The sequence below is a fragment of the Klebsiella sp. KPN54798 genome, assembly GCF_021184225.1.
In the GTDB taxonomy this organism is placed as follows: Bacteria; Pseudomonadota; Gammaproteobacteria; order Enterobacterales; family Enterobacteriaceae; genus Klebsiella; species Klebsiella pneumoniae.
In genome coordinates, this window is record NZ_CP089234.1 from 2,209,338 (window position 1) to 2,221,486 (window position 12,149).

14 protein-coding genes, 2 pseudogenes and 1 other annotated feature are annotated in these 12,149 nt (G+C 52.4%); of the genes and pseudogenes, 10 read left to right on the forward strand and 6 right to left on the reverse strand.

Annotation, left to right across the window (positions count from 1 at the left end):
- Positions 1–60: 60 nt before the first annotated feature.
- On the forward strand, positions 61–234 hold the full coding sequence (locus LPQ25_RS10555) for a YciY family protein (RefSeq protein WP_004194006.1): 174 nt from the start codon (positions 61–63) through the stop codon (positions 232–234).
- Between the two features lie 483 nt (positions 235–717).
- Here the strand turns inward: LPQ25_RS10555 and LPQ25_RS10560 are convergent, their stop codons facing one another.
- The 3 genes from LPQ25_RS10560 to LPQ25_RS10570 form a co-directional block, all read right to left on the reverse strand.
- The gene (locus LPQ25_RS10560) at positions 718–1,365 is read right to left on the reverse strand and encodes a YceI family protein (RefSeq protein WP_014907386.1); all 648 of its coding nucleotides are present in this window, start codon (positions 1,363–1,365) and stop codon (positions 718–720) included.
- A 427-nt stretch (positions 1,366–1,792) separates the two neighbouring features.
- On the reverse strand, positions 1,793–1,933 hold the full coding sequence (locus LPQ25_RS10565; RefSeq protein ID WP_014343182.1) for a hypothetical protein: 141 nt from the start codon (positions 1,931–1,933) through the stop codon (positions 1,793–1,795).
- Positions 1,934–2,045: 112 nt separating this feature from the next.
- Positions 2,046–2,342, reverse strand: a complete 297-nt coding sequence (locus LPQ25_RS10570; RefSeq protein WP_002910042.1) for a YciI family protein — start codon at positions 2,340–2,342, stop codon at positions 2,046–2,048.
- A gap of 210 nt (positions 2,343–2,552) precedes the next feature.
- On the opposite strand from LPQ25_RS10570, the gene tonB reads away from it, so the two are divergent.
- On the forward strand, positions 2,553–3,299 hold the full coding sequence (gene tonB, locus LPQ25_RS10575) for a TonB system transport protein TonB (RefSeq protein ID WP_020317059.1): 747 nt from the start codon (positions 2,553–2,555) through the stop codon (positions 3,297–3,299).
- Between the two features lie 43 nt (positions 3,300–3,342).
- Here tonB and LPQ25_RS10580 read toward each other — a convergent pair whose 3' ends face one another.
- The 3 genes and pseudogenes from LPQ25_RS10580 to pfkB form a co-directional block, all read right to left on the reverse strand.
- Complete coding sequence (locus LPQ25_RS10580) at positions 3,343–4,215, reverse strand: fructosamine kinase family protein (protein WP_002910036.1); 873 nt, start codon at positions 4,213–4,215, stop codon at positions 3,343–3,345.
- Between the two features lie 105 nt (positions 4,216–4,320).
- Positions 4,321–4,605, reverse strand: coding sequence for a type V toxin-antitoxin system endoribonuclease antitoxin GhoS (gene ghoS, locus LPQ25_RS10585; RefSeq protein WP_002910033.1), 285 nt, complete (start codon positions 4,603–4,605; stop codon positions 4,321–4,323).
- Between the two features lie 94 nt (positions 4,606–4,699).
- Positions 4,700–5,631, reverse strand: a pseudogene (pfkB, locus tag LPQ25_RS10590) (6-phosphofructokinase II).
- A gap of 355 nt (positions 5,632–5,986) precedes the next feature.
- Between pfkB and LPQ25_RS10595 the strand changes: the two are divergent.
- The 8 genes and pseudogenes from LPQ25_RS10595 (at position 5,987) to pheS (ending at position 12,139) form a co-directional block, all read left to right on the forward strand.
- Positions 5,987–6,743 (forward strand): annotated as a pseudogene (locus LPQ25_RS10595) (DUF481 domain-containing protein).
- Positions 6,744–7,014: 271 nt separating this feature from the next.
- Complete coding sequence (locus LPQ25_RS10600; RefSeq protein WP_014907390.1) at positions 7,015–7,248, forward strand: YdgH/BhsA/McbA family protein; 234 nt, start codon at positions 7,015–7,017, stop codon at positions 7,246–7,248.
- A gap of 429 nt (positions 7,249–7,677) precedes the next feature.
- Positions 7,678–9,606 carry a threonine--tRNA ligase gene (gene thrS, locus LPQ25_RS10605; RefSeq protein ID WP_002910026.1) on the forward strand — a complete coding sequence of 643 codons (1,929 nt, stop codon included), beginning with the start codon at positions 7,678–7,680 and terminating at the stop codon, positions 9,604–9,606.
- A gap of 3 nt (positions 9,607–9,609) precedes the next feature.
- Positions 9,610–10,152, forward strand: a complete 543-nt coding sequence (infC, locus tag LPQ25_RS10610) for a translation initiation factor IF-3 (protein WP_004189469.1) — start codon at positions 9,610–9,612, stop codon at positions 10,150–10,152.
- A 92-nt stretch (positions 10,153–10,244) separates the two neighbouring features.
- Positions 10,245–10,442 carry a 50S ribosomal protein L35 gene (rpmI, locus tag LPQ25_RS10615; protein ID WP_001124225.1) on the forward strand — a complete coding sequence of 66 codons (198 nt, stop codon included), beginning with the start codon at positions 10,245–10,247 and terminating at the stop codon, positions 10,440–10,442.
- Positions 10,443–10,492: 50 nt separating this feature from the next.
- Positions 10,493–10,849 carry a 50S ribosomal protein L20 gene (rplT, locus tag LPQ25_RS10620; RefSeq protein WP_000124850.1) on the forward strand — a complete coding sequence of 119 codons (357 nt, stop codon included), beginning with the start codon at positions 10,493–10,495 and terminating at the stop codon, positions 10,847–10,849.
- Between the two features lie 118 nt (positions 10,850–10,967).
- Positions 10,968–11,092: a sequence feature (Phe leader region), on the forward strand.
- The gene (gene pheM / locus LPQ25_RS10625) at positions 10,973–11,017 is read left to right on the forward strand and encodes a pheST operon leader peptide PheM (protein WP_001386830.1); all 45 of its coding nucleotides are present in this window, start codon (positions 10,973–10,975) and stop codon (positions 11,015–11,017) included. It overlaps the preceding feature by 45 nt.
- Positions 11,093–11,155: 63 nt before the next feature.
- Positions 11,156–12,139: a phenylalanine--tRNA ligase subunit alpha gene (gene pheS, locus LPQ25_RS10630; protein WP_002909105.1), complete on the forward strand. Its 984-nt coding sequence runs from the start codon at positions 11,156–11,158 to the stop codon at positions 12,137–12,139.
- Positions 12,140–12,149 lie beyond the last annotated feature (10 nt).

Here is a 12,149-nt window from a genome sequence, read left to right on the forward strand (position 1 = left end):
GTAGTCAGTTGCTGGCAGAGGTTTATAATGGGGGCTGTTTTCACTCGTAGAGTCGTTGCAATGAAGCGTAGTAGAACGGAAGTAGGGCGCTGGCGCATGCTGAGACAGGTGAATCGCCGTAAAGCGCGCTGGCTGGAAGCCCAATCGCGCCGCAATATGCGGATCCTCGCTATCAGGAAGGGACTGGTGAAACGGCAGCGTCATGCCCTGCTGTTTATCTTCCCTGACAGCTAAGCGAGCAGGCAAACGGCACCGTACGCGGTGCCGTTGTCGTTTTCTCTCTGCGCTAAATTCCCGTTGCACATCGCCATAGGGCAATGATGGTTTTTCATGCTGCGATGCGACGACAAAACAGAGCTCCCGCCTCAGAGAAAAAGAGATGCTACACCTGGCTTGTAATGACGGACGATAAGAGCCAGAGCCAAGTCACTTGCGGCGACAGGAAATAACCGTCAGATAGCATTTATTGCCGCTCAGGAAGGGCATGGCGTTGTTAAATGCTTAATGATATGACCGGCCAGCTGCGGTAACCAGGCGGGAGCTGAGGCAATGAGAAAACAGACTCAGACAGGCAAGGGGGTTATTAAGCGGTCCAGCGCGTTGAAGCTAAATGAACCGACCGATCCTGACCATGAATAATCTGAGCCTGTTATATTATCCAGAGAGGCCATGCAATAAGCATCCTGAATAAAACGCAATCGTTGCGCCAGCTTTTACTTATTTTGCATAGGCTTCCGTGGATAACGTGATGGTGACGTTATCACTTACCGCCGGCACATATTTATCAAGCTTAAAGTCTGAACGTTTTATCACCCCGGTGGCATCAAATCCAATGGCCTCTTTTTTCACCATTGGGTGCATATCCTGCTTATTCAGGACGGCATGCAGGACCACCGGTTTGGTGATGCCTTTAATGGTCAAATTACCTTCCACATCATATTTATTGTCGCCTTTGCTTTCCACTTTGGTACTCTGGAAAGTGGCTTCGGGAAACGTTTTAACATCAAAATACTCTTTGCCTAAAAACTCATCCGTTAACGCCTTGACGTGAGCGTCAATGGTTTTCACTGGCAGCGTGACGTTCACCGAGGATTTCTCCGGATTCTCTTTATCAAAGGCCAGTTTCCCTGAAACATCAGAGATATAGGCGGTAGGGTTTGAGAAGCCGAAATGGTTCCAGGAGATCACAACCGAGGTATGCTGTGGATCAAGACTGTATTCCTTAGCCGCGGCTTGCGACACAGGAATATATAAGGCAAGTACAGAAAGCAATGCGGTTTTTTTCAGGGTATTCACACAATAATCCTCAAAATCGGCAGATACATAAATGTTAGCCCAAAAAAATACAGGGCTTATTGAAAACATTTGTTATTCCCTTTCAAATTTTTTAATCAAGCAGTGATGCCCCTACTATCACTCTGCGTGAAGTTTACGCAACGAAATTAATAGGCTTTAAAAATGATGCTCAGCAACTTAACGCTGGCAGCGTAGTTAATATCCCTTTATGCCTGCCAGGTAAACCTTTGTCTACAAGGGGGTTATTTCCACGTGCTTTCAAGCGGCTACGGTCCTGAATATAGCAAGATGGGCTACGTTCGGTTCCGCGGCATCCGCAGTGGATGCCCAATAATATTTTTTTCGGGCTTTCATATCTGTCGTTAAGCAACTATCTTTCAGTTATTTTTTTCATTCTATTGCACTGTGGATTTATAGGGCTATATCAGGATGTGCTGACATTAAATGCAAGCGCTAAATAACAACGCGATCCTCCCTAACAGCCTTACACAAGGTATTAGTAATTCACTATCACGCGCGGCGTCGATGTTTTGTCAGCATTTTCCATTGCCGAAAAAAGCGAGGCGATGGTCGATGATGGGGTAGCAGGAGAAAGTGCGTGCTCATCTTCCAGGCTTCTCAGGCGGATAACAGTCAACGCTTTCGCGAGGTTAAAAAGGGCGACACTTCAATGTCGTGTACCAAAATGCGCCCTTCATTCTGATGACCTGGGTGTTTTTGTGGTTAGCCAGAAAAAGGAAAGGGTATTTTCAAAAAACCTTTTTGTATGGCTTAACAGAGACCTGGCGGTAAACCCCGGCGGCGATATACGGATCGTCATTGGCCCAGGCCTGGGCCGCTTCCAGCGATTCAAACTCGGCAATCACCGTTGAGCCGCTGAATCCTGCTGCGCCCGGTTCGTTACTGTCAACGGCCGGCATTGGCCCGGCGGTAAGCAGTCGGCCTTCATCGTGTAAGAGTTGTAAACGCGCGAGATGCGCGGGGCGAACCGACAGCCGCTTTTCCAGAGAATCGGCGATATCTTCAGCGTAGATAACGTAAAGCACGGCAAAGCTCCTTATTAATAATCAGGCGAATTACGTTAAGTTAAACAGCGATGGACTGCAATGCAAAGATGCGCTCTGGAGTGGAAAGCACTGCCGACGCAGCTTTTTTCTGCAAATGGCGGCAAAAATTGACTCAGGTTAAGACGCCTTATTGAATATGATTGCTATTTGCATTTAAAATCGGAGCATCATTTTTCAACAGAAACGACTATGAGCGCAATGACCCTTGATTTACCTCGCCGCTTTCCGTGGCCAACGCTGCTGTCCGTGGCTATCCACGGTGCCGTTGTGGCGGGGCTGCTTTATACCTCGGTACATCAGGTTATTGAACAGCCTTCTCCGACGCAGCCGATAGAGATCACAATGGTGGCGCCGGCCGATCTTGAGCCGCCTCCGGCGGCGCAGCCTGTCGTGGAGCCCGTTGTTGAACCCGAACCTGAGCCGGAGCCAGAGGTAGCGCCTGAACCGCCGAAAGAGGCGCCGGTGGTGATCCATAAACCGGAACCTAAGCCGAAGCCCAAACCTAAACCCAAGCCTAAGCCGGAGAAAAAGGTTGAACAGCCGAAGCGGGAAGTGAAGCCGGCAGCAGAGCCGCGTCCGGCCTCGCCGTTTGAAAACAACAATACGGCGCCGGCGCGTACAGCGCCAAGTACCTCGACCGCAGCGGCTAAACCCACCGTTACTGCTCCGAGCGGCCCGCGGGCGATCAGCCGCGTTCAGCCGTCCTATCCGGCGCGCGCTCAGGCGCTGCGCATTGAAGGGACGGTACGGGTGAAGTTTGACGTTTCGCCTGATGGCCGCATTGATAATCTGCAGATCCTCTCTGCTCAGCCGGCGAATATGTTCGAACGCGAGGTGAAAAGCGCGATGCGCAGATGGCGTTATGAGCAGGGAAGACCGGGTACCGGCGTAACGATGACCATCAAATTCCGCCTGAACGGCGTCGAGATTAACTGATAAAACGCTGCGGCGGACCGGCAAGGTCCGCCGTGAAGCTTGTTTAACGCATTTTCTCCATCAATACATCATCCAGCGCCTGCTGGGCCGTTACCAGGTGCTGGCCGCCAAACAAAATCGCTCTGTTCAGCAGAGTATAAAGCTGATAAATCGGCTGACGATCGAGAAAACCCGACGGCAGAGGCGAAACGGACTGATAGCCGTCATAGATTTGCGGGGGCTGTTCCGGATGCATCGGCAGCATGGCTAAATCGCACTCGCGGTCGCCCCAGTAGCAGGCGGGATCGAATATATAGGGGCCATCCGGCCCTAAGGCGCAGTTGCCGGACCACAGATCCCCGTGCAGCAGCGAAGGCTGCGGCTGATGGTTGGCCAGTCGCTGCTGTACCATATCGACTAAGGTATCGATATCGCCAAAGTGCAATCCCTTCTCCGCCGCGAGCTCCAGCTGCCAGCCGATACGCTGCTCGGCAAAAAAAACCGACCAGCGACGCTGCCAGGCGTTGGGCTGCGGCGTGGTGGAAAGATCGTTATCAAAATCCAGACCGAACTGCGGCTGATCGCTCCACTGATGGAGGTGGGCTAGCTGCTGGCCAAGCAGAAACGCATTGTGCGCATCCAGCGGACGGGGAGGGAGGTACTCCATGACCACGAAGCTATAGTCGCGATCGCTGCCGACGGCAAAGACCTGCGGTACGCGAACGGTTTTGCTTCGCGACAGCAGCTCCAGCTGATCGGACTCGGCGGTGAAGATAGGCAGAAGTTCCCGTTCGTCGCATTTCACGAAGTAATCTTTCCCGCCGAAGCGTAAATGCCAGGCGGAATGGATCTCTCCACCGGGCAGCTCGGTTTTCAGTTCGATTTCAGCGTCTTCGGTATGCCAATCGCGTAAAAGAGTACTGATTGCTTGCCACATGCTGTCTCTCCCCATGTTTTCCACCATATCATAAGGTTAGCGCATTACTACCGGGTAAACCTGGAACTGACGCACAACTGACGCTTTCCGTTGCGCTAAACGCACTTATTGAGCTTTTAACCACTCGGCGAATGTGGCCACAGCGATTTCCGCCGGGCGGCCAAGGGCCGCTTCCGCCAGGCCAGCGCTGAGGGCCTTAACTTCCTCGGCCGTCTGGCCGCTCAGCAGGCCGAAGGTGTTGGTACCCAGCTCATGGGGCGTGCCCTCTTCATCATTGAGCGTCAGTACAAACCCGGCACGGGTAAAATGGTTGCTGACCTCATTGATCTCCGTCAGCGCCTGTTCATGGAAGGTCACGCTGACGACCCAGGCGGTAATCTCATTGCTCATCTCTACACCCCGTTGTTATGCATGGCCTTTCCAGCATAGACCATCCTGCTTATATTGTGATTCCCCTCCGCCGGCGCGGAGGGGGCCGGGAAGATCAACGCCCGCAGAGATAATCATAGATTTTTTGCGTATTGGTCCGCGAGCAGAGGCGGGTGCCCTGGTTGATGGTCGCGGCGCTACCGGCGGCGACGCCAAAGCGTACCATGTCTTCAAGGCTGGCGTTTTCCGCCAGACGCAAGGTCATGGCGCCCACCATGCTGTCGCCAGCGCCGACGGTGCTCTGGCTTTTCATCGGTGGCGGCACTACCTGAACGCTGCCGCTGGCGTCCACGCCTAACGCCCCCTGCGGACCCAGGGAGACCACCACCCGGCGCACTTTACCGGACTGGATCAACGACTGAGCGGCAAGGCGCACGTCATCGGGTTGGCTGAGATCGCGCTGCACGAGGGCGCTAAGCTCTTTCTGGTTCGGTTTCACCAGCTCAATATTGCCGACGTCCAGCGCGGCGGCCAGCGCATCGCCGGAACTGTCAATGATGCAGCGCAGTCCCTGCTGTTGCGCATTTTTCACCAGTTGCATCAGATTATCGACGCTAATACCTGGCGGCAGGCTGCCGCTGACCACCAGCAGAGAGCCGGGTTCGATAGTCAGAACCTTCTCTTCCAGACGGCGGAATTCATCGTCCGTCAGTGCCGCGCCGGGCATAACGAAGCGATACTGTTCGCCGCTGGCGGCCACGTGGACGTGCAGGTTTTGCCGCGTCCAGTCGCGGGTTTCGACGGTCTCGACCGGCACCTGCTCATCGGCCAGCAGGGCGGCAAGATGCTCGCCGGTAGCGCCACCGACCGGGAAAATGGCGGTGGCTTTGCCGCCGAGAAAGGTCACGGCGCGGGCCACGTTGATCCCGCCGCCGCCAGGTTCAAATACCGGCGCGCTGCAGCGAAGTTTGCCTTCCGGGTAGATCTGTGGGGTTTGCGTGGCGCTATCCAGCGAGGGGCCAGCGTGAGCGTGTAAATTTTGGTCATTCCTTCTCCTCCTTAATACGGCGACTGTCGTTAATTTAAGCATGGCACGATGACTCGGGAGGGAAAGTCCAGTTCCTGACAGTTTTGCAAAGATGCCTCTATTTTCATTATGAAATAAAGATTGTTTCCGGAGCTGTCTTATTCAAAAAACGAAAGAGTAAGTGATTGCTATGTTATTCGTGCTTTTTTATAATTTGCTACCTTTCTTAGGACCTGCACTCCGCGATCCTCGCGAAAGTTTCCGGGACCCTCAGGTCTCTTTTATGTTGTACGGACGCTAAATTCAATGAGCCGGCGAGATTATGCCTGTTCATCATTTGTACTGTCCTAAAAAAATGTATTTTAGAGAGTTATAATGAAGCTTTTAAAGACAGTACCCGCAGCGGTTATGCTGGCGGGGGGCTTTTTGCGTCTGTTGGCGCAATGGCCGATGATTCTGTATTTACCGTCATGGATGACCCTTCCGCTGCCAAAAAACCGTTCGAAGGGTGGTTAACGCAGGCTACCTGGCGCAGTCCGGCAACACCAAGAGCTCTTCGATGACGGCGGATTCCACCCTGACCTGGTATGGTAATACCACCGCCTGGTCGCTGTGGGGCAACGCCAGCAACACGTCGTCCAATGATGAGCGATCCTCAGAAAAATATGCTGTCGGCGGACGTAGCCGCTACAACCTGACCGATATGAACTATGTCTTTGGTCAGGGAAGCTGGCTAACTGACCGCTACAACGGCTATCAACAGCGCGATGTTGTGACGGCGGGCTATGGTCGTCAGATCCTCAACGGGCCGGTGCACAGTCTGCGGTTTGAATTCGGTCCTGGCGTTCGCTATGACGAATATACCGACGGGGATACTGATACCCAGCCGCTGGGTTATGCTTCGGGTACATGGGCCTGGCAGATGACCGATAACGCCAAATTTTCGCAAGGGGTATCGGTGTTCGGCGCCGAGGACACCACGGTCAACTCAGAGAGCGCGTTAAACGTGGCGATTAACGCCCATTTCGCCCTGAAGGTCGCCTACAACGTGACCTGGAACTCTGAGCCGCCTGCGTCCGCGCCGGAGCATACCGATCGCCGGACCTCGCTCTCCCTCGGGTATAAGATGTAATATTTCAGGCCGGGTTTTCCCCGGCCTGTTCGTTTTGGTTTTAGCAATTCGTGATATTATTTTTTCTGGCCGTTCGTTTTACTTTTTGTAAAAAGGAAATAGCCCTCCATTTTTTCTCCATTATTCACGGGCGCCTGACAAATATTCATTCTATTTGACACAAATAGCTAAATATTCGACGGACAAATATGTGATCTGGATCTATACTAACAAGCACTGACCGGAGGGCGACATTGCCCGGTCTGATTTCCGTAATAAGAGAATTAACATCATGAAAAACAATCGTTATACCATCGCAGCCCTGGCGCTGTGCGTGCTTTCTTTTGGCGCATCAGCCGCCACGCCCGTTCCGCCATCGGGTCATCAGGATCATAGCCAGGTAGGTATCGCCAAAGCCACTGACGTTGAGGCTGGTTCGAATATTGCGCCCGGCGCTCCTACCACCGGAAAATCCATGAGCGACGCCTTTAATGTGCATACGCTGGTGGCCGGCGAGTGGTCTTAATATTGCAGGCTATCGTTTCGCGGGTGGTCTAATAAGCCGGGTTAAGTGGTACCGGTTTAATGGCCCGCGGTATACATTCAGCAGGCAATATCTCCACGTCTCTTTTATCATGTCCGAATAATATCGTCCGGCGCCATTGGCTAATATTACCGCGCCACATCGCTTATATTCTGCTTTTTATCCGTGGCCCTCTTGTTTTCTCCGCATTCCGCCATCATTTATGCTGTTGCGGCTTTAATCACGTACCAATGATGTGTAAACTACTCCCCGGTGTTATCAGCAGGCGGCTGCAGGGGGAGCGATCGTTCCGGTCGTGCTCCTATTTTCGCAGAGTGAAGCGGGAACTGCGCCTTAACCTGATGATAATTATGATTATATAGTTTTGTATGTGCTCTTTCGTGCGGGCACCACTGCAAATAAGGACATAAAATGCCTGTAATTACGCTTCCTGATGGCAGCCAACGCCATTTTGACCACGCAGTTAGTCCGATGGATGTCGCGCTGGATATCGGTCCAGGCCTGGCGAAAGCTACCATTGCCGGGCGGGTAAACGGTGAACTGGTAGACGCCTGTGACCCGATCGAATCCGATTCCACTCTCTCTATCATCACCGCGAAAGATGAAGAAGGGCTGGAGATCATTCGTCACTCCTGCGCGCACCTGTTAGGCCATGCCATCAAACAGCTGTGGCCCAACACCAAAATGGCTATCGGTCCGGTTGTCGATAATGGTTTCTACTATGACGTAGACCTCGACCACACCCTGACCCAGGAAGATATCGACGCGCTCGAAAAACGTATGCATGAGCTCGCCGAGAAAAACTACGACGTTATCAAGAAGAAAGTGAGCTGGCATGAAGCGCGTGAAACCTTCGTGAAACGCGGCGAAAGCTATAAAGTTTCTATTCTTGATGAAAACATTGCCCATGATGACAAGCCTGGCCTGTATCATCATGAAGAATATATCGATATGTGCCGCGGTCCGCACGTACCGAACATGCGCTTCTGCCATCACTTTAAGCTGATGAAAACCGCCGGAGCCTACTGGCGCGGCGACAGCAACAATAAAATGTTGCAGCGTATCTACGGCACCGCGTGGGCAGATAAAAAAGCGCTGAATGCCTACCTGCAGCGTCTGGAAGAAGCCGCCAAGCGTGACCACCGTAAAATCGGTAAGCAGCTCGACCTGTATCACATGCAGGAAGAGGCGCCGGGGATGGTGTTCTGGCACAATGACGGCTGGACCATCTTCCGTGAACTGGAAACGTTTGTTCGTTCTAAACTGAAAGAGTACCAGTATCAGGAAGTAAAAGGTCCGTTCATGATGGACCGTGTGCTGTGGGAAAAAACCGGCCACTGGGACAACTACAAAGATGCGATGTTCACCACCTCTTCTGAGAACCGTGAATACTGTATCAAGCCGATGAACTGCCCGGGTCACGTGCAGATCTTCAACCAGGGGCTGAAATCCTACCGCGACCTGCCGCTGCGTATGGCGGAATTCGGTAGCTGCCACCGTAACGAACCGTCTGGCGCGCTGCATGGTCTGATGCGCGTTCGCGGCTTTACCCAGGATGATGCGCATATCTTCTGTACTGAAGATCAGGTTCGCGATGAAGTGAACGCCTGTATTCGTATGGTCTACGATATGTATAGCACCTTTGGCTTCGAGAAGATCGTCGTCAAACTGTCGACTCGCCCGGAAAAACGTATCGGTAGCGACGAGACCTGGGATCGCGCGGAAGCGGATCTGGCGGTGGCGCTGGAAGAAAATAACATCCCATTTGAATATCAACTGGGTGAAGGGGCGTTCTACGGCCCGAAAATTGAATTTACCCTGTATGACTGCCTCGATCGTGCATGGCAGTGCGGTACCGTACAGCTGGACTTCTCTCTGCCGCAGCGTTTAAGCGCCTCCTATGTGGGCGAAAACAACGAGCGTCAGGTGCCGGTCATGATTCACCGTGCGATTCTCGGTTCTCTGGAGCGCTTCATTGGCATCCTGACCGAAGAGTTCGCAGGCTTCTTCCCAACCTGGATTGCACCAGTGCAGGTAGTGGTCATGAATATTACCGATTCTCAGGCTGAATACGTTAACGAATTGACGCGTAAACTACAAAATGCGGGCATTCGTGTAAAAGCAGACTTGAGAAATGAGAAGATTGGCTTTAAAATCCGCGAGCACACTTTACGTCGTGTCCCGTATATGTTGGTCTGTGGCGACAAAGAAGTCGAAGCCGGCAAAGTGGCCGTGCGCACCCGTCGCGGGAAAGACCTCGGCAGCATGGACGTAAATGAAGTGATCGAGAAGCTGCAACAAGAGATTCGCAGCCGCAGTCTTCAACAACTGGAGGAATAAGGTATTAAAGGCGGAAAACGAGTTCAAACGGCACGTCCGAATCGTATTAATGGCGAGATTCGCGCCCAGGAAGTTCGCTTAACAGGTCTGGAAGGTGAGCAGCTGGGAATTGTGAGTCTGAGAGAAGCTATCGAAAAGGCTGAAGAGGCTGGAGTAGATTTAGTTGAAATCAGCCCTAACGCCGAGCCGCCAGTTTGTCGTATCATGGACTACGGCAAGTTCCTTTATGAAAAGAGTAAGTCTTCTAAGGAACAGAAGAAGAAGCAGAAAGTTATCCAGGTTAAGGAAATTAAATTCCGCCCTGGTACTGATGAAGGTGACTATCAGGTAAAACTCCGCAGCCTGATTCGCTTTCTCGAAGATGGCGATAAGGCCAAGATCACGCTGCGTTTCCGCGGTCGTGAGATGGCCCACCAGCAGATCGGTATGGAAGTGCTTAACCGCGTGAAAGACGATCTGGTTGAACTGGCAGTAGTCGAATCCTTCCCAACGAAGATCGAAGGCCGCCAGATGATCATGGTGCTCGCTCCTAAGAAGAAACAGTAAGGCCATCAAGAAACATTTCCGGTGGGCTTTGGCTCACTGGTTTTGTTCGCCTTTGTTTCGTTTATTAACAATGCGAAGTGGAAGTTATTAAAATGCCAAAAATTAAGACCGTACGCGGTGCTGCTAAGCGCTTCAAAAAAACCGGTAAAGGTGGTTTTAAGCACAAGCACGCTAACCTGCGTCACATTCTGACTAAAAAAGCTACCAAGCGTAAACGTCACCTGCGTCCGAAAGCCATGGTTTCCAAAGGCGATCTGGGCTTGGTTATCGCGTGCCTGCCGTACGCATAAGTCGTTAACGTTTAACTTTTTTAACTTAGAATAGATACAGGAGAGCACACATGGCTCGCGTAAAACGTGGTGTAATTGCACGTGCACGTCACAAGAAAATTTTGAAACAAGCTAAAGGCTACTACGGTGCGCGTTCTCGCGTATACCGCGTTGCCTTCCAGGCTGTTATCAAAGCTGGTCAGTACGCTTACCGTGACCGTCGTCAACGTAAACGTCAGTTCCGTCAACTGTGGATTGCACGTATCAACGCAGCAGCACGTCAGAACGGTATTTCTTACAGCAAATTCATCAATGGCCTGAAAAAAGCCTCTGTTGAAATCGACCGTAAGATCCTGGCTGACATCGCTGTATTCGATAAAGTAGCGTTCACCGCTCTGGTCGAAAAAGCGAAAGCAGCTCTGGCATAAGCCAGTTGAAAGAGGGAGCTTGTCTCCCTCTTTTCGTTTCAACACCATCAATACATTGACTTTTATCGGCGCAGGCTTTTCAATACAGCTCTGACGTTTCTTACCAGACAAGGTAATGCAAGCATGAATGCTGCTATTTTCCGCTTCTTTTTTTACTTTAGCACCTGAACTCAGGGGGCTTGCGCGTGAAAGAAGAAACGGAAAACAGCGCCAGAAAGCCTCCCCTGTGGAGGCTTTTTTCGTATATGGATTCGGAATATTAATTTCACTATAACCGGTGTCTGCACCGACATAATGAGGAAAACCATGTCACATCTCGCAGAGCTGGTTGCCAGTGCCAAGGCAGCCATTAACGAGGCATCAGATGTTGCTGCGCTGGACAACGTCCGCGTGGAATACCTGGGTAAAAAAGGGCATCTGACCCTGCAAATGACCACCCTGCGTGAGCTGCCGCCGGAAGAGCGTCCGGCAGCCGGTGCGGTCATCAACGAGGCGAAAGAGCAGGTGCAGCAGGCGCTGAACGCGCGTAAAGCTGAACTGGAAGGCGCAGCGCTGAATGCGCGTCTGGCCGCAGAGACCATTGACGTCTCGCTGCCGGGTCGCCGCATTGAAAACGGCGGCCTGCATCCGGTTACTCGCACCATCGACCGTATTGAAAGTTTCTTCGGTGAGCTCGGCTTTACCGTGGCGACGGGCCCGGAAATCGAAGACGATTACCACAACTTTGATGCGCTGAATATTCCGGGTCACCATCCGGCGCGCGCTGACCACGACACTTTCTGGTTCGATGCCACTCGCCTGCTGCGTACGCAGACCTCCGGCGTGCAGATCCGCACCATGGAAAACCAGCAGCCGCCTATCCGTATTATCGCGCCGGGCCGCGTCTATCGTAACGACTACGATCAGACCCACACCCCGATGTTCCATCAGATGGAAGGTCTGATCGTTGATAAAAATATCAGCTTCACCAACCTGAAAGGGACGCTGCACGACTTCCTGAACAACTTCTTTGAAGAAGATCTGCAGGTCCGCTTCCGTCCGTCCTACTTCCCGTTCACCGAACCGTCTGCGGAAGTTGACGTAATGGGTAAAAACGGCAAATGGCTGGAAGTGCTGGGCTGCGGGATGGTGCACCCGAACGTGCTGCGTAACGTGGGTATCGATCCGGAAGTCTACTCCGGCTTCGCCTTCGGCATGGGCATGGAGCGTCTGACCATGCTGCGCTATGGCGTCACCGATCTGCGCGCGTTCTTCGAAAACGATCTGCGTTTCCTCAAACAGTTTAAATAAGGGCAGGACA

Coding starts and splice junctions, on each gene's coding strand:
- LPQ25_RS10555 (WP_004194006.1), top strand. CDS start 61: ATGAAGCGTAGTAGAACGGAAGTAGGGCGCTGGCGCATGCTGAGACAG.
- LPQ25_RS10560 (WP_014907386.1), bottom strand. CDS start 1,365: ATGTTTTCAATAAGCCCTGTATTTTTTTGGGCTAACATTTATGTATCT.
- tonB (WP_020317059.1), top strand. CDS start 2,553: ATGAGCGCAATGACCCTTGATTTACCTCGCCGCTTTCCGTGGCCAACG.
- LPQ25_RS10580 (WP_002910036.1), bottom strand. CDS start 4,215: ATGTGGCAAGCAATCAGTACTCTTTTACGCGATTGGCATACCGAAGAC.
- ghoS (WP_002910033.1), bottom strand. CDS start 4,605: ATGAGCAATGAGATTACCGCCTGGGTCGTCAGCGTGACCTTCCATGAA.
- LPQ25_RS10600 (WP_014907390.1), top strand. CDS start 7,015: ATGAAAAACAATCGTTATACCATCGCAGCCCTGGCGCTGTGCGTGCTT.
- thrS (WP_002910026.1), top strand. CDS start 7,678: ATGCCTGTAATTACGCTTCCTGATGGCAGCCAACGCCATTTTGACCAC.
- rpmI (WP_001124225.1), top strand. CDS start 10,245: ATGCCAAAAATTAAGACCGTACGCGGTGCTGCTAAGCGCTTCAAAAAA.
- rplT (WP_000124850.1), top strand. CDS start 10,493: ATGGCTCGCGTAAAACGTGGTGTAATTGCACGTGCACGTCACAAGAAA.
- pheS (WP_002909105.1), top strand. CDS start 11,156: ATGTCACATCTCGCAGAGCTGGTTGCCAGTGCCAAGGCAGCCATTAAC.